Annotated in this window: 11 protein-coding genes; 2 read left to right on the top strand and 9 right to left on the bottom strand. The window is 72.0% G+C overall.

Annotated features, from left to right (window positions below; genetic code table 11):
• Window positions 1-232 precede the first annotated feature (232 nt).
• Window positions 233-688, top strand: a complete 456-nt coding sequence (locus CA984_RS12795; protein ID WP_086571574.1) for a pyridoxamine 5'-phosphate oxidase family protein — start codon at window positions 233-235, stop codon at window positions 686-688.
• Window positions 689-721: 33 nt separating this feature from the next.
• Here the strand turns inward: CA984_RS12795 and CA984_RS12790 are convergent, their stop codons facing one another.
• The 7 genes from CA984_RS12790 to CA984_RS12760 all read right to left on the bottom strand — a co-directional run bounded on the left by CA984_RS12790 (window position 722) and on the right by CA984_RS12760 (window position 9,709).
• Entirely contained in the window at window positions 722-2,257 is a 1,536-nt protein-coding gene (locus CA984_RS12790; protein ID WP_086571572.1) for an FGGY-family carbohydrate kinase, read from the bottom strand.
• Window positions 2,254-3,912, bottom strand: coding sequence for a glycerol-3-phosphate dehydrogenase/oxidase (locus CA984_RS12785; RefSeq protein ID WP_086571570.1), 1,659 nt, complete (start codon window positions 3,910-3,912; stop codon window positions 2,254-2,256). Before CA984_RS12785 ends, CA984_RS12790 begins: the two co-directional genes overlap by 4 nt.
• 68 nt (window positions 3,913-3,980) lie before the next feature.
• Window positions 3,981-4,868, bottom strand: a complete 888-nt coding sequence (gene lsrF, locus CA984_RS12780) for a 3-hydroxy-5-phosphonooxypentane-2,4-dione thiolase (protein ID WP_086571568.1) — start codon at window positions 4,866-4,868, stop codon at window positions 3,981-3,983.
• Window positions 4,861-5,874 (bottom strand): ABC transporter permease, encoded by a 1,014-nt coding sequence (locus CA984_RS12775; RefSeq protein ID WP_086571566.1) that lies wholly within the window; start codon window positions 5,872-5,874, stop codon window positions 4,861-4,863. Before CA984_RS12775 ends, lsrF begins: the two co-directional genes overlap by 8 nt.
• Window positions 5,871-6,839, bottom strand: a complete 969-nt coding sequence (locus CA984_RS12770) for an ABC transporter permease (protein WP_086571564.1) — start codon at window positions 6,837-6,839, stop codon at window positions 5,871-5,873. Before CA984_RS12770 ends, CA984_RS12775 begins: the two co-directional genes overlap by 4 nt.
• Entirely contained in the window at window positions 6,832-8,517 is a 1,686-nt protein-coding gene (locus CA984_RS12765; protein WP_086571562.1) for a sugar ABC transporter ATP-binding protein, read from the bottom strand. Before CA984_RS12765 ends, CA984_RS12770 begins: the two co-directional genes overlap by 8 nt.
• Window positions 8,518-8,545: 28 nt before the next feature.
• Entirely contained in the window at window positions 8,546-9,709 is a 1,164-nt protein-coding gene (locus tag CA984_RS12760; RefSeq protein WP_242675913.1) for an ABC transporter substrate-binding protein, read from the bottom strand.
• 205 nt (window positions 9,710-9,914) lie between these two features.
• On the opposite strand from CA984_RS12760, the gene CA984_RS12755 reads away from it, so the two are divergent.
• The gene (locus CA984_RS12755; protein WP_086571613.1) at window positions 9,915-10,652 is read left to right on the top strand and encodes a GntR family transcriptional regulator; all 738 of its coding nucleotides are present in this window, start codon (window positions 9,915-9,917) and stop codon (window positions 10,650-10,652) included.
• A gap of 206 nt (window positions 10,653-10,858) precedes the next feature.
• On the opposite strand, the gene CA984_RS12750 is transcribed toward CA984_RS12755, so the two are convergent.
• Window positions 10,859-11,833, bottom strand: coding sequence for a TauD/TfdA family dioxygenase (locus tag CA984_RS12750; RefSeq protein ID WP_086571560.1), 975 nt, complete (start codon window positions 11,831-11,833; stop codon window positions 10,859-10,861).
• Window positions 11,830-17,228, bottom strand: a 5,399-nt coding sequence (locus CA984_RS12745) for a non-ribosomal peptide synthetase/MFS transporter (protein ID WP_086571558.1), incomplete at its 5' end; no start/stop codon positions are given. The genes CA984_RS12745 and CA984_RS12750, both read right to left, overlap by 4 nt.

Here is a 17,228-nt window from a genome sequence, read left to right as displayed (position 1 = left end):
TCACGAGACGGCCGCCGCGCCTCGCCGGCCATGGGGGGCCGGGTATCGCCGCCGCCGAACGGATGCGTACGCTTCGTGTCCACCGGGCCCACGAGACGGGCGGTGTGCGCGAGGCCGTCAGGGCGCTGGAGTCCGTGGCGTCCGCGCAGCCGGCAGTCCCCGTGAACCGGCCGATGACCGACGGAGCCCCTCCCCGGAGGGAGGGCTCTCCACGATGTGACTGGAGGAGACGATGACGGACGCGCCGCCGCGTGAGCTTGAGGAGAGGCTGCGGGACACCCGCGCGAAACTGGAGAGCGACGTCGATCTCTGGGTCGCGACGCCGGGCTCCTCGGGCGACGTCCACCTCATCCCGCTCTCGTACCTCTGGGACGGGACCGCGTTCCTCATCTCGACGCCGCGTGCCTCGGTCACCGGCCGCAACCTGCTGGCGGACGGCCGGGTGAGACTCGGCCTCGGGCCGACGCGCGACGTCGTCGTCGTGGACGGCACCGCCGAGCCGGTGGACCTCGCCGACCTCGCCCCGGAGACGGGCGACGCGTTCGCGGCCAAGACCGGTTTCGACCCGCGCGAGCTCGACGAGCCCTACCAGTACTTCCTGATCCGGCCGCGACGCGTCCAGGCCTGGCGGGAGGCGAACGAGTTGCGGGGACGCGATCTCATGCGCGACGGCCGCTGGCTCGGCTGAGCGCCGCACGGGAACACACCCGCCCCGTCCGTGTCACCCGGTCCCGTCGGGGCCGCTGGTGCGGTACCGCTCGACCTCCGACCACGCGGACGACATGCCGGCCAGGCATCGGTCGAAGACCTCGGAGTGCCGGAGGTAGGCGGCGCGGCCGGGGCCGGGGCGCACGCACAGGTCGTCTCCGTCGTTCACCGACCAGGGCTGGACGTCGTGGCCGAGAGCGCCGGGCAGCAGCGAGGCGACTCCGCGGGCTCCCAGCTCGCTGGTGAGCTGGCGGCGGACCGGCCGCCCCAGCGCGTCGGCGAAGATCTGCGCCCAGACCTCGGACCGGGCGCCTCCGCCGGCCAGGCGCCAGGGACGGTCGCCGATGTCGGCTCCGCTGGCCAGGACCCGGTCGAGCTGGACCCGGTGGTACTGCGCGACCCCCTCGATGACCGCGCGGGTGAGATGCCCGCGGCGATGCATGCCGGAGATGCCGAGGAAGGTTCCCGAGGCCGCGGGGTGTTCGGGGGCGCCGTTGACGAAGGGCAGGAACAGCAGGCCGTCCGCTCCCGGCGGCACCGTGGCCGCCTCCTTCAGGAGATCCACCGCGGGGACGCCGCCGACCTGGCCGTGCGGCACCGACGCGGACGCCAGCCATTCGAGGTTGGCGGCCGAGGTCGGCGCGACCTCCATGGCCAGCATCGTGGTGGGGTCGGGCATCAACGCGCTCATCGTGACCTCCGGCGCCGGGGTGCGGGCGGGCACCACGACACCGTTGATGGCCCACGTCCCGACGATGATCGTCACATCCCCCAGGTCGCGTCCCCCGGCGCCCAGCGTCGCCGCCACGCAGTCCATGCAGCCCGCGATCACCGGGAGCCCTTCGGGGAGTCCGGTGCGCGCCGCGGCCCGGGCGCTCAGCCCGGCGACCACGTCGCTGGACTGCCGCAGCGGGGGGAACCGGTCGAGGTCGGTGGCCGGCAGCCCCACCAGCTCCAGCGCCGTCGCGCTGTACGCACGGGTGTCGAGAGCCACCATGCCGAAGGCGCTGGCGTCGCTGTAGTCGGCGCTCGCGACACCGGTGAGCTGCGAGGTGACCCAGTCCTTGCAGGACAGGGCCCACCGGGTGGCCTCGTAGGCCTCCGGCTCGAAGTCGTGCAGCCAGCGCAGGAGCACGCCGGGCTGGGCAGCCCAGGGGATGGAGCCGGTCTCCCGGGCCAGCCGCCGGGCCGCCTCCGGCGGGATCGCGTCCACGATCCGCTGGGCCCGGCTGTCCGACGACGCGATGGCGGGCCCGACCGGCCGCAGGGAGGCGTCGACCGGATAGAGGCCGTTGCCGTGGGCCGCCACGCCGATGCCGGCCGGAGCGTATCCGTCGGCGGCCAGCTTGCCCGCGAGCTCGCCCAGCAGCGACATGACCGTGTCGGCCAGCCCGAGCATGTCGACGTCGTGACGGTGCGCGGTCACGCTGGTGCGGGGCGTACGGGCGTGGACGACGCCGAGTTCCCGCCCCTCGACGTCGAAGGCCGCGGCCTTCGAGGCCGTGAGGCCGATGTCGACACCGATGTAGCACGTGGCCGGGGATGTCACGGGATCCTCCTGTCGCTGCTCCGTTGTGACGCCGAAGCGGTCAGCGCCCGTGGCCGGTAGCGCCGCAGCTCGGCTCGGTAGTCGGCCAGTTCGGTGCGGGCCCGCTCGTCGTCCCAGCCGAGGTGACGAACGGCGATGTCGGCGCAGGCGGCCGCCGCGCCGAGGCCCATGTCAGGGCCGAGTCCGATAAGCGTACGTCGCAGAAGTATGTCGCCCAACGTCACGGCACCCTCGTCGCGCACCGCCATGATCACCTCGGCGGCGAGCGCGCCCGACTCCTCGTGGACGACCTCGGCGAGCGCGGCGTCCGTGGCGGCGATCTCGAGAATTCTGCGTGCCCGCACGCCGTAGATGTCGAGCAGCCGGCGCGACTGCGCCCGGGTGAGCGGCGACGAGCGCATGAAGTCCTCGGCGAAGGCCCGCCAGTCGGTGGTGTCGGCGCCCGGCAGCGGCCGCTCGCGGGTGAGGCATCGCCGGGGCGCGCGTCCGAGCACCCGCAGCACCTCGTCGGTGACGTCCTCGGCGAGGGCGCGGTGGGTCGTCAGCTTGCCGCCGATGACCGTGAGCAGCCCCGGGTGGGCCGGAGCATGGCTGTGAACCGTGTGGCCGCGACTGATCTTGGCGTTGTCCGAGACTCCGGCGGTGTAGGGGAGGGGCCGGATGCCGGCCACGCTGTACAGGACGTCGGCGGGTGTGAGGCCGGCGCTCGGGAAGATCCGGTTGGTCTCGGCGAGCAGGTAGTCGATCTCGGCGTCGCCGGCGACGACCTCGTCGAGATCGCCCTCGTAGGTCAGGTCGGTGCTTCCCAGCACATAGCGGCCCTCCCAGGGGAAGACGAAGATCGGCCGCTGGTCGGCGGCGGCCTCGAAGAAGATGCAGGTGCTGGGCGCGCCCGGGAACGGGTCGACGATGACGTGGCTGCCCTTCGTACCGCCGTTGAGACGCCGGCTGGCCACCTGCCCGTCGAGGATGTCGTCGATCCACGGGCCGGCCGCGTTCACGGTGACGGCGGCACGGATCTCCGTCCGCTCGCCGGACCGGTTGTCCAGGGCCCGCACGCCGGCGACGCGGCCACCCTCGGTGATCAGATCCGTGACCGTCGTGTGGGTCAGCACCCGCGCGCCGAACCGCTGGGCGTCGAGGAGGAGTTCGACGCAGAGCCGCTCGGCCCAGGGCACCTGCGCGTCGAGGAAGAGCGCGGCCCCGCGGAGCCCGCTCTTCGACAGGGCGGGCCACCGCCGGGCCAGCGAGCGGGCGGAGACGCTGCGGCTCCGCCCGTGCGCCCGGCCCACCGCCATGACGTCGAACGCGACCAGCCCCAGGCGGATCAGCAGGCCGGGCCTGCTGTTGCCCACGTAGAAGGGGATGAGCATCGGATAGTCGTGAACGAGGTGCGGGGCGTTGCGGAAGAGGAGGTGCCGCTCGCGGATGGACTCCCTGACGAGCTTGAAGTCGTAGCGTTCGAGGTATTTGAGGCCGCCGTGGATCAGCCGGCTCGACGTACTCGACGTGCCCGAGCCCACGTCGGCGCGGTCGACGACGACGACGCGCAGGCCACGGGCGGCGGCGTCCCGGGCTACGGCGAGCCCGTTGATACCGGCTCCGATGACGGCGAGGTCGACGTCGTCGTCAGGTCCGGTTCGGTGATGCGACATGGGTGCTCCCGGGGATGACGGGGGCGGGTCCCGGCGATCTCGCGCCGGGACCCGCCCCCTCGGAGGGGTCAGGATGTTGCGTTGCCGGCCGACCGCTCCCTGAAGAGCTCGTAGGCTTCCTCGGGCTTCACGTCGTCGTGCACGACCGCGCGGACCGCCGCGAGCATGGCGGCGGGGTGCTCGCTCTGGAAGATGTTGCGACCCATGTCGACGCCGGCGGCGCCTTCCTGGATCGAACGGTAGGCCATCGTCAGGGCGTCGAGCTCGGGCAGCTTCTTACCGCCCGCGACGATGATCGGCACCGGGCAGCTCGCGGTGACGGTCTCGAAGCCCTGGTCGACGTAGTACGTCTTGACGATGTGCGCGCCCATCTCCGCGGCGATCCGGGTGGCCAGCCGGAAGTACCGGGCGTCGCGGACCATGTCCTTGCCGACGGCCGTGACGCCGAGTACGGCGACGCCGTGCCGCTGGCCGGCGTCCACGAGCGTGGCCAGGTTGGCGACCGACCGCGACTCGTGCTCCCCGCCGACGAACACCTGGATGGCCACGGCCGCGGCGTTGAGCCGTACCGCGTCCTCGATGTCCAGGGCGATGTGCTCGTCCGACAGGTCGCGCAGGATGCTCGGGCCGCCGCTGGCGCGCAGGACGATCCCGGCGTCGCTGTGCGAGGGGATGCTCGTGCGCAGCGCGCCCCGGGTCATCATGATGGCGTCGGCGTCGGGCACCAGCGGGGCGATGTTGGCGTCGATGCGCTCCAGCCCCGCCATGGGCCCGAGGAAGTACCCGTGGTCGAACGCCAGCATGACCGTCCGGCCGGTGTCCCTCCTGAAGATGCGCGAGAGGCGGTTCTGCAGGCCCCAGTCCTGGGCGTGGGCGCCCTTGACGTGGAAGCCGCCGGCCACGGGGGCGGTCGCCTCGAAGTTACGGGCCTCGAGCAGACCGTCGGTGTCAGCCATGGGTGTTGTCTCCTGTTGTTGTGGTGGTTGCGGCCGCTGGTCGCGGCCGTCTTCTGAAGCGGGAGGGCGTGCCGGCGACGCGGTCGCCCCCACCGGCGAGAAAGAGGACCAGGAGCACGAGACCGCCCTTGAGGAGGTTCTGTGCCGCCGTGCTCCAGCCCACGAGATTGACCAGGCCGTCGAGCAGGATGAAGAAGAGCGCGGCTCCCCAGACTCCGACGGGCACGGCCCGTCCGCCTGAGATGAGCGTCCCGCCGATGACGACGACGGCCACGGAGTCGAGCAGGTAGCGGGTCCCGAGGTCCGCGGAGGGCGCGATGTAGGCGGCCAGCAGGGAGCCGGTCAGGCCGGCCAGCGCGCCGCTCGCCAGGTAGGTCGTCGCGATGATCCGCGCCACGGGGATGCCGGCGCGCTCGGCGGCCCGGCGGTTCTGCCCGACCGCGATCAGCGACCGCCCGTAGATCGTACGGCGCAGCAGCGCGATGACCAGCGCGGTCACGCCCGCGACGGCCACGGCGAGGAGCGGTACCCCGGCCGGCCGTACGTTGAGCAGTTGCCGCAGTCCCGCATCCGGCACGGCGGTGAAGCCGTTGGCCAGCGACAGCGTGACCGATGAGGCGATGAGCCCCGCGGCCAGAGTGGCGATGATCGGCGGGACGGACAGGCCGAGGATCGACACGGTGCTGATCAGCGCGACGACGACGCCCACGCCGATCCCCGCGAGGACCCCCACGACCGCCGAGCCGGTGGACGTGGTCACCGCGACCGAGACGAACCCGGCGAGGGAGATGATCGGCGCCACGGAGACGTCGATGTTGCCGGGACCGGCGGTGATGACGAGCATCTGCCCGAGCCCCACGACGACCAGGTAGGGGGCCAGGGACAGGGCGAGGGAGACCGTCTGGCCGCCACCCTGACCGGAGATGATCACGATGATCAGCCAGACGAGCACCGCGGCGGCGAAGCCCCAGATCCACGGGCGCGAAAGGAGTGCACGGATGTTCATCGCAGTACCTTTCCGACCACTACGCGGCCGGCGAGCACGGCCAGGACGATCACGCCTTGAACGGCCGACTGCATGTTGGTCGGCACGTCGAGCAGGCTCAGGACCACGCTGACCAGGCCGAGGGTCACGCCGCCGACGGCCACGCCCCAGGGCACGGCGCTGCCGCCGTGGAAGGAGCCGCCGCCGAGGATCACCGCCGCCACCGTCATGAGGGAGTAGCTGGAGGCCGACGACACGTCCCCGCCACCGGTCTGGGAGGCCAGGACGAGACCGGACAGCACGCCCAGCGCGCCCGCGGTGGCGTAGGCGATGACGCGGGATGCCAGCGGGCGCAGGCCGGCCCGCTCCAGCGCCACCGGGTTGCTGCCCAGGCCGCGCATCCGGACTCCGAGGGTGCTGCGCGAGGTGAGGAGGTAGACCACCGCGGCGACGGCGAGGATCGGCAGCAACGGCGCGGGGAAGCCGGCCGGCTGCCAGGTGCCGAAGGACGCCAGCCACTCCGGGGTCGTTCCGCCGGGCGTCGGCAGGGCGAACAGGCCTAGGCCCAGCCAGACGAACGACGCGCCGAGGGTGGCGATGAGCGACGGCACCCGGCGGAGGTGGATGAGGGCGCCGAGGACGGCGTAGGCCGCGACGAGCGCGAGCAGGATCAGGGCGCCGGTGGCCGGGGACGACACCAGCGTGGTCGCCGAGACCACGGTGACCAGGCCGACGAAGTTGCCGATGCCGAGGTCGATGTCGCCGACCGACATCAGCGTCATCTGGGCCTGGGCCGCGATGACCAGGGGTACGGTCGCCGAGAGGACCAGCGAGAGGCCCGCCACGGTCAGGACGTCCGGCTGCAGCGACGCGCAGACGGCGATCATGATGATCATGGCGACCGCGCTGACCACGGCCGGGGCCGTCCTGCGCATCCGCGCCCGGGTCGGCAGGGCCGGCAGGGCCGGCGCGAGGAGTTCACTCATGGCTCTGCGCTCCGTCGGATCGGTTCCGCGCTCCGTCGGGCCGGTTCCGCGCTCCGTCGGGCTCGGCGGACGGACGGTTCCGCGTGTCGTGGGACTCGGCGGACGGACCGCCCGGCTCTCCGCCGGACTCGGCGGGCGGACCGCCCGGCTCTCCGTCGGACTCGGCGAACGAGACGGCGATGATCTGCTCCTCGGAGATCTCCTCGCCGGCGAGTTCGGCGACCACCCGCCCGGCGCGGAAGACGTAGACCCGGTCGCAGTGAGCCATCTCGGCGTTCTCGCTCGAGTACCAGACGACGCTCCGGCCCTGCGCCGCCTCGTGGCGGATGAGCCGGTAGAGGTCGGTCTTGGTGTGCACGTCGACCCCTCGGAAGGGGTCGTCGAGCAGCACGAGGTCGGCCGCCGAGGCGAACGCGCGGGCGACGATGACCTTCTGCTGGTTGCCGCCGCTGAGTTCGGTCATCGCCGCGTCCGGGCCGCCCCGGATCGACAGACGCTCGACCCAGCTCCCCACGGCCGCGCGCTCCTCGGCGGGGCGGCGCAGGCCGTGGCGGGCGATGCCCCGCATCGCGGTCACGATGAGGTTCTCCGCCACCGTCCACAGCGGCAGGACGCCGGAGCGCTGCCGGTCGCCCGGCACGTACGCCCGGCTGCCGTGCACCTTGGTGTCGCGCCGGGCGGGTCGCCACAGGCGTTCGAGCACCTCCTGCTGGCCCTGGCCCGCCAGGCCGGCCAGGCCCACCACCTCTCCCGCGCCGACCCGTACGGAGACGTCGTGCAGTCCGGAGCCGGTGGCCCCGCGCAGCTCCGCCATCACCGGGCGGTCCGCGGGCTCTCCAGCGGCGGCCGCGGCCGGTCCGCTCCCGGCCCGGTCGGCGACCTGAGCCCCCATGAGGGCCAGCACGTCGTGCTCGCCGAGCCCGGCCGCGGGCCGGTCGGCGATGACGGCCCCGTCGCGCAGTACGGCGACGCGATCGGCCACCGAGAGGATCTCGCGGATGCGGTGCGAGATGAGCAGGACCGCGACGCCGCCGGCGGTCAGGCGGCGGACGTAGTCGTACAGCGAGCGCGCCGCGTCCGGACCGAGGGACTCGGTGGGCTCGTCGAGGATCAGCAGATCGAGCCGGTCGACCAGGCTGGCACGGGCGATCTCGACCATCTGGCGCTGGGCCAGCGACAGATCCTCGATCCTGTCGCCGGACGTCACCCCGTGGCCGGGGAACATCTCGCCGAGCCGGCGCCGTACCGCGTCGCCGGCCGCACGCCGCCACCTCAGCCGCGGCAGGCAGTGGCGCGAGGACACCCAGATGTTCTCTGCGACCGTGAGGTCGGGGCAGAGCGACGTCTCCTGGTAGGCCATCCGCACCCCGCGGAACTCCGCGGCCCGCGGTCCGGCCTCACCCGAGGTCTCCCGCCCGCCCACCGTGACCGTGCCCTCGTCACAGGCTTCGAGCCCGGCGAGGACGCGCATGAGGGTGCTCTTGCCGGCGCCGTTGTGGCCGACGAGGCCGAGCACCTCCCCGGCGCGGACCTCGAGGTCCACCCCGGTGAGGGCCCGGGTGCGCCCGTACGTCTTGGTCACGTGTCTCGCGACGACGACGGGCTGTCGATCGGACGATCCCCGGTCCGCTCCCCGCGGAGCCGCGAACGGCTCCGCGGGGAGGTTGTGGACGTGCATGACGCGACCTCCTCCGTGCCTTCCCCGCTCAGCCGGCGGCTGTCGGGATCGGCGGCTGCACCGGCTTGCCGCCGGTCTGGACGGCCTTCACCTGCTCGCGGAACAGCTCACGCGTCCAGGGCCAGGCGGCGTACTCGTCGGGCTTGAGAACGCCGGCCCACGCGTCGCGGTCCTTCTGCTCGACGAGGACGATCGGGAAGGTCATGTGCTTGGGCACATCGCGCTTCTCCAGCAGGTCGAGCGCCTCCCACAGCGCGGCGACCGACTGGCCGGGGTCGGACATGACGGCCACCGAGCCGTTGTCGATCTTGTTGTCCTTCCAGTAGTTGAGCGCGCGGCCGTTGGTCTCGAAGGTCACCGCGGGAACGGGCTTGCCCGCCGTGGCGAAGGCCTGGGCGACGCCGTAGCCGTCGCCGCAGCCGATGACCCCGTCGACCTTCGACACGCTCGAAAGCACGCCGAGCACGGCCTTCTGCGCGGTGGCGCCGTCGCACATCCCGTTCACCGTCGCGGCGGTCTTCACGCCGGGGTACTCGCCGAGGATCTTCTTGGTGGTGTCGAACATCTCGGACTCGGGCTGCGAGCCGACGACGCCCCGGCTGACGATGACGTTGCCCTTGCCGTCGATGCCGTCCAGCAGCGGCTTGGCGGCGTACGTGGCCCAGTCGACGAAGCTGTTCTGCAGCACGTACGCGCACTCGGATTCGATCGCGGAGTCGAAGACCACGACGGTGACGCCGGCGGCACAGGCCTGCTGGATGACCGGCTTGAGCGCGGTGGGCGAGGACGGGTCGATGAGCAGGGCGTCGGGCTTCTGGAGCAGGAGGCTCTTGATCTGGGCGACCTGCTCCGTCGCCGAGTTGTCGCCCGGCGCGTTGACGACCTTGTACTTGCTGATCAGGCCGTCGGTCCGGGCCTGCTTGGCCGCGGCCTCGAACTTGGCGATCATCGTCTGGCGCCAGCCGTTGCCGATGAAGCCGTTGCTCAGGGCGATGAACGGCTTGTCGCCGTCCGGCTTGGCGTCGGGGGTGGCCGCGGAGCTGCAGCCCGCGGCCAGGACCGCGAGGGCGGCCAGCGATGCCACGGAGGCCGTGCGCCAAGGCCGGGGTGTGGGACGGGTACGCATCGTGGTCTCCAGAGAGAGCAGGTCCGCCGGAGCGGTGGGGATCGAGGCCGCGAACGCATCGCTCACAGGGAGCATGGCCGCGCAGTCATTACAGACCTGTAATGACAAGCAAACTAAATCGCGGTTACGGGCATGTCAAGAGTCACTTTTCTGGCTGATCTTTCCGGCGGATGGTGGATAATCATCACGATGGGCCCGCAGACCTGTCATTACAGGTCTGCGGGCGTGGCATGCTTTTCTGGACGCTGCCGCCGAGGAGGTTTCCGTGACGATGACGTACCCGCGCCTCAACCGGGATGGGGCCGAACCGCTGTGGATGCAGCTGATGCGGGCGTTGCGAACGAGGATCGACTCCGGCGAGCTCGGCCCGGATCAGCCGCTGCCGTCCGAGGCGGAGCTCAGCGACATGTTCAGCGTCTCCCGCACCGTCGTCAGGGAGGCCCTGCGCGAGCTCGTGCAGCAGCGTCTGATCTACAAGGTCAAGGGGCGCGGCGCCTTCGTCTCGCCGCGCAAGACCGAGCTGCGGTTCATCGGCTCGATGTCCGGCTCCGCCGACGACCTGCGGGAATCAGGCCGTCGCGTGACGACCCACACCGTCCGCCAGGCCCTCGGCGAGGCGGACGAGCGGGAGGCCGCCCTGCTGCAGATCCCCCTGGGGGAGCAGGTCGTCAGGATACGGAGACTCCGGCGCGTCGACGGGCAGCCGTGGCTGCTCGTCGACACCGCCCTGCCCGCCCGCCTGGTGCCCGGTCTGGAGCGCGCCGTACTGGAGAACCAGTCGCTGTACGACGTCCTGCGACGGCGGTACGGGCTCGAACCCGCCGCCGCCGATCGGTGGATCGAGGCGGTCTTCCCCGACCGGGAGGACGCGTCGATGCTCGAAGTCTCCACCTCGACACCGCTGCTCGGCATCGAATCGGTCGCGTGGCTGGACGACAACACGCGCTTCGAGGCCTACTACGCCCTCCACCGCAGCGACCAGACCCGGTTCTACGTCGGCATCCGCTGACCGCCTCCCGGCGGCGTGCCCACCCGGACCGGGCATCCGTCGGCCCGGCGGGCGGGGCGGTGAGCTGTCCGGCGGGCGAACCGGCCTGCCGGCCCCGCGCGGCCAGCGTTTTAGGCTTCTGACACCAGAAGGACTTTTGACACCGGAACGGGAGAGCCCGGCCGCCGTCGCCGGCGACCGGGCCCTCTGCCTGGGACTCCCGGTGATCAGGCCGTCATGGCGACCAGGATCCGGCGGGCGCCGGTGAACGGCTCCCGGCCGTGGGCGCACAGCATGTTGTTGATGATCATCAGGTCGCCCCGGCGCCAGGGGAACCCGTAGGAGGCCTCGTCGTAGGCGGCCTTGACCGCGGCGAGGTCGGCCGGGTCGATCGGGGCGCCGTCGGCCAGATACGCGTTCCGGGGCAGGTCGGCCTCGTCGTACAGCGACAGCAGGGCCTCGCGGACCTCCTCGTCCAGGCTGGTGACGTGGAACAGGTTCGCCTGGTTGAACCAGACCTGCTCCCCGGTGAGCGGCTCGGTCTGGTGGGAGGGCCGGTGGTGCCTGGTGCGCAGGCCGTCCTCGGTCCACTCGAACGTCTGCCCGTGCTGCGCGCAGTACTCCTCGACCGCCGCGGGGTCGTCGGTCTGGAACGACTCCTGCCAGGACAGGCCGAGCCCCTCCCGGAACGCCCTGGCGTACACGACGCCGTCGGCGAACCTGTCCCGCACCTCCTGGGGGATCAGGCGGAACACCGCGCGGCTGTTGGCGATCGGGGTGGCCCCGCCCGTGGCCGCCGCGGTGTCGCAGTAGAAGAACAGGTGACCCGGCCAGCTGTCCGAGTAGGAGTTCTCGTTGTGCATCGGCAGCGGCTGGTCGGCCGGGTACTCGGTGGAGGTGTAGATCGACTCGGTGACGGACGTGCGCGGGGTGGAGCGTTCGGTGTAGCGCAGCGGGTCACCGCCGACGACCCGGACGATCCGGTCGAACAGGTCGAGGTCGGCCGGCAGGTCGCGGAGCAGGACCGCGCCGTGCTCGGCCAGCGCGGCCCGCAGGCTGTCACGGTGGGCCGCCACCCAGTCGAGATGGTCGGTCATGTCCGGCCCCAGACCGTAGACCACGATGGTGGTGTGGTCGTTGCCGTCGAGCTGTCCGGTCACCGGCCCGAGCTGGGCCAGTTCCTCGGGAATGACACCCGTCATGATGCGGTGGTTCCTTTCAGGCGGCGTTGCCGTTCCTGCATGCCGATGAGGTCGTCGGGGAGCGAGTCGGGCACCTCGGTGTCGAAGCGCCGGAGCAACCGGATGGTGGACGCGCCGATGGTGATCGCGGCCATCATCAGCGCGAAGACGACGTAGGTGAAGCCCACGCCGCGCCCGTCCCCGGTGCCGATGACCGCGCCGACCGAACCGGCGAGCGCGCCGTCCGGCTGCAGCAGGGGGTTGAACAGGGAAGTGGCCAGGGGCGCCAGCACGGCGAAGCCGAGCGGCAGGGTGGACCACGAGATGGCCTGGTTGAGCGCGAGCACCCGGCCGTGGAAGCGCTGCGGCACCTTGACCTGGATCAGCGTCACGTAGATGCCCTGGGAGACCGTCATCGCCATCGCCATGCAGAAGACGCCGGTCGTGACCACGACCAGGGACGGCTGCAGGCCCATCACCAGGCATCCGGCGGCCATCCCCAGGTTGCCCAGGAACACGCCGATCATCCGGCGCTTCCTGGGACCGCCCCAGAGCGCCATGATCACTCCGCCGGCCACCGCGCCCAGGGCCTCGGCCACCGCGACCTGGGCGACCTGGTCGACCGTGCCGAAGGAGAGCGTCAGCGGGACGGTCAGCACCAGGGCCGGGCCCAGGAAGATGTTGGCGACGGCGAAGTAGATGACCATGGCCCGGAACCCGCGCAGGTTCCAGGAGAACCGCAGCCCCTCCGCGATCGCGGTGACCAGCGGCTCCTTGCGGCGGAAGCCGAGCGTGTCGGGGAAGCGGACCACCAGCAGCACCGCGAGGGCGAACAGGTAGCTCGCCATGTCGATGGCGATGATGCCGGGCAGGCCGATCGCGACGTACAGCCCGGCGCCCAGCAGGGGGGCGAACAGCATCGCGAACCCGTTGGTGAGCTGGGTGAGTCCCACCGCGTGTCCCAGATAGCGCTTGGGCACCAGCTGCGGCACCGCGGTCTGGAAGGCCAGCCGCTGGTAGGTGCCGGCCATCGAGTTGAGTGGCAGCAGCAGGTAGATGACCCACAGGTCCAGCCGTCCGGTCCACAGCAGCAGCGCGATGCAGAGCTGGACCGCGCCCGAGATGCCGCTCGCGGTGATCATGACGCGCCGCCGGTCGAACCGGTCGATGAGCGGTCCGGCGATGGGCAGCATCGCCACCCCGGCGACCAGCGTCAGCGCCCACAGCAGGCCGAGGTCGGTCACCGAACCCGTCCGGTCGAACAGCCACACCGGGATGGCGAAGCCGGTCAGCGCCGACCCGGTCGCCGAGACGAGCTGCCCGATCGCGACGCTGAGGAACCTGGAGTTGCTCGGCTCCACCGCGGGCGGTCCCGCGGCCTGTCCGGGCTCGGCCGGGTAGTGCGTGTCCTGAAGCACCCACGCGGCGTCGGGGCCCCGCCCGGCTGGGCCGTACTCGGCGGTCTCGCGCCGGGCCATCGCCGGGTGGATGCCCGTGACGATCTCGGCCAGCTCCTCCGCCCGGTGCTTGAGGAAGAAGTGCCCGGCCTGGTCGAGCACCACCAGGCCGGTGGTCTCGGTGAGGAACTCCCACTCCCGGTACCGCTCGGTGTGGTAGTCGGTGACCGGGTCCTCCGAGCCGACCACCGAGATGATCGGAGCCGACATCGGCTCCGGCCGCCGGTCGAGCAGCTCGGTGAAGTACTCCTCGGCCGCCCGGGAGTCGGCCCGCATGTTGCCGATGATCCGGTCGGCCTGCTCCGGGTCGAGCGCGTCGGTGTCGACGCCCATCCCCTTCAGCCAGTTGGCGGACTCGCGGTTGCTGCGCAGCTTCTCCAGCCGGGTGCGGACCGCGCCGATGACGCCCTTGAGCCGGGCGAACGGGAACATGGCGCCGATGTAGATCGCGTCCACGTCCCGGCCGGCCTCGGTCAGCTTCCGGGCCACGCCGACCGCGATGGCGCTGCCGACGCCGCAGTGCCCGTAGAGGACCAGCGGGCCGTCCACCCGTTCCCGGACCTCCGCCACGATCCGGTCGACCAGCTCGTGGAAGGGGAGCCCCTCCTCGGTCAGGCCCACGTCGTGGCCGGGGATGGCCACCGAGTACAGCGCGTGCCCGGCGGGGAGGGCGTCGGCGAGCGGCTGGTAGACGATCGCGCTGCCGCCGCCGTACGGGACGCAGACGTAGGACAGGGTGCGCTTGCCGGCCGTCTTCGGGGTCAGCTCGTACAGCAGCGGCTGCGGCCCGGTCGCCGCGCCGGCGCCGGCGTCGATGAAGACGGCCAGCTCGCGGATGGTGCGGTTCTGGAACAGGTCCATGACACCGACCGGACGCCCCGAGCCGTCGGACGCCTTGCGGATCCGGGCCACCACCTGGGTGGCGAGCAGGGAGTGGCCGCCGGAGTCGAAGAAGTCGTCGTGGACGCCGATCTGCTCCAGGCCGAGGACCTCGGTCCAGATCTCGGCCAGCATCCGTTCCGTGGGGGTCTCCGGCTCGACCAGCTCGGCGGTGGCGTCCCGGGTCGCCTGCGGGGCCGGCAGCGCCGCACGGTCCAGCTTGCCGTTGGGGGACAGCGGCAGCGTGTCCATGGTGACGAACGCCGTCGGCACCATGTAGTCGGGCAGGCCCTGCTTCAGCGCGAGCCGCAGCTCGGTGACGTCGACGTCCGTCTCGGCGGGGGTCGTCAGGTAGGCGACCAGCCGCTTGTCTCCCGGAGTGTCCTCGCGGACCACCACCACCGCCTCGGTGACGTCCTCGCGGTCCCGCAGCGCCGTCTCGATCTCGCCGAGCTCGATGCGCAGGCCGCGCAGCTTCACCTGGTGGTCGATGCGGCCGAGGAACTCCAGGTTCCCGTCGCGGCGCCAGCGCGCCAGGTCGCCGGTGCGGTACAGCCGGGCGCCCAGGTCGCCGCCGAAGGGGTCGGGGACGAACCGCTCGGCGGTGAGCGCCGGGCGGCGGTGGTAGCCCCTGGCCACCCCGACCCCGCCGATGTGCAGCTCGCCGGGCACGCCGACCGGGGTGGGGCTGCCGTGCCTGTCGAGCACGTACAGCCGCATGTTCGCGATCGGGGCGCCGATCGGCAGGGTGACCGCCCCGGCGACGGCCTCGGGGGGGCAGTGCCAGGAGGTGACGTCGATGGCGGCCTCGGTGGGACCGTACAGGTTGTGCAGCTCGCAGCCCGGCAGCACCGCCGTGAACGTGGCCGCCGTGGCCACGGGGAGCTCCTCGCCGCTGCAGATCACCCGGCGCAGTCCCGTGCAGTCCCCCGCTGCCCTCTCGTCGTCGGCGAGGAAGACCGCCAGCATCGAGGGGACGAAGTGGGCGGTGGTCACGTTCTCACTGATCAGCAGGTCACGCAGGTACGCCGCGTCCTTGTGCCCGCCCGGCTTGGCGAGCACCAGCCGCGCTCCGGTGAGCAGCGGCCAGAAGAACTCCCACACCGACACGTCGAAGCCGGCGGGGGTCTTCTGCAGCACGACGTCGTCGTCGCCCAGCCGGTAGGTCCGCTGCATCCACTGCAGCCGGTTCACGATGCCGCGGTGGGTGTTGGGCACGCCCTTGGGCCGGCCGGTGGACCCCGAGGTGTAGATGACGTAGGCGGCGTTGCCGGAGGTGACCGGCGGCCGGGGATCGGCGGTGGACCGTCCCGCCCACTCGCCGGACTCGTCCAGGTCCAGGATGGTCGCGTCGGTGGCCGGGACGGTCGCCCGCAGGTGCCCCTGGGTCAGCACCACGGGCGCGCCGGCGTCGTTGATCATGAAAGCCAGCCGGTCGGCCGGATACTCCGGATCGAGCGGCAGGTAGGCCGCTCCCGCCTTGAGCACGCCCAGCAGCGCCACCACGAGCTCGGCCGAACGTTCGGCGTAGACGCCGACCAGGGTCTCCGGCCCCACTCCCAGCTCGCCCAGCCGGTGCGCCACCCGGTTGGCCCGCTCGTTCAGCTCGGCGTAGGTGAGATGACTGCCCTCGAATGTCACCGCGACCGCGCCGGGGGTACGGGCGGCCTGATCCTCGATCAGGCCGTGCAGCGTCGCCCCCTCGTCCAGCGTGGCGGCGGTGTCGTTCCACACGTCCACCAGCAGCGTCTGCTCGGCGGCGTCCAGCATCGGGAGCTCGGACACGCGGGTGGCGGGGGCGGCGACGATCGCCCGCAGCAGGGTGACGAAGCGGGTCGCCATGCTCGCCACGGTCGCCTCGTCGAACAGCGCCGTGTTGTAGACGAACTTGACGATCAGCCCGTCCGGTATCTCGATGACGTGCAGCTCGATGTCGAAGCGGGTGGCCCGCAGGTCCATCGGCAGCCACGCGATGCGCAGGTCCGAGCTTCCCGCGTCCGCGATCCTGCCCATCTGGTAGTTCTGCAGCGCGAACATCGCCTGGAACACCGGTGACCGGCTGACGTCGCGGGGCACGCCGAGCGCGTTGACCAGCTGCTCGAAGGGGACCTCCGCGTGGTCGAAGGCGTCGAGCACGCCGACCCGGGTGCGTTCGAGCAGTTCGTCGAAGGTGGGGTCGTCGCCGAGCCGCGCGCGCATCGGCAGCATGTTGACGAACATGCCGACGACGTTCTCCAGCTCCGCCAGCGACCGGCCGGCCGAGGAGGAACCGACCGCGAAGTCGTCCTGGCCGGAGTGCCGCGCCAGCAGCACCTGGTAGGCGGCGAGCAGCGTCATGAACAGCGTCGCGTTGCGTTCCCTGCAGAGCCGGTTGACCGCGTCGGTGAGCTCGGCGTCGACGTTGACGATGTGCCAGTCGCCGTCGAAGACCTGGGTGGCGGGCCGGGGCCGGTCGGCGGGCAGCTCCAGGGCCGGCACGCCGGCGAGCCGCTCGCTCCAGAACGTCAGCTGACGCTCCAGCTCGGGACCGGTCTGGGTCTGCCGCTGCCAGTGCGCGAAGTCGCCGTAGGAGATCGGCAGGCCGGGGAGCGTGGCCTGCGCGCCGGCCCGCAGGGCGTGGTAGGCCGCGGCGAGGTCGCGCAGCAGCAGGTCCACCGACCACCCGTCGCCGACGATGTGATGGGTGCTGACCAGCAGCCGGTGATCGTCGTCGGCCAGCCTGATCAGCAGGGCGCGGAGCAGCGGCCCCTCGGCGAGGTCGAACGGCTCGGTGGCCACCTCGTCAATCAGCGCCTGGGCCGCGGACTCGTCGTCGGCCGTCACGAAGCGCAGCGGCACCGTGACGGCGGGCTCGACCTGGACGGTCGGCCGGCCGTCGGAGTCGGCGGGAAAGCGCATCCGCAGCGCCTCGTGCCGGACCGGGAGCGTCTGCAGGGCCTGGTCCAGCAGTTCGAGGTCGACCTCGCCGGTCAGGCGCATCGGGATCGGGATGTTGTACTGGCTCGTGCCCGGAGCGAACTGCTCCATGAACCAGACCCGCTCCTGCTGGTAGGACAGGGGCGGGGCGGTGCCCTCGGGGC

The sequence above is a fragment of the Streptosporangium minutum genome (assembly GCF_002149035.1).
Classification (GTDB): domain Bacteria; phylum Actinomycetota; class Actinomycetes; order Streptosporangiales; family Streptosporangiaceae; genus Streptosporangium; species Streptosporangium minutum.
The sequence above is the reverse complement of the archived record's forward strand: the minus strand, read 5'-3'. Positions and strand labels throughout refer to the sequence as shown.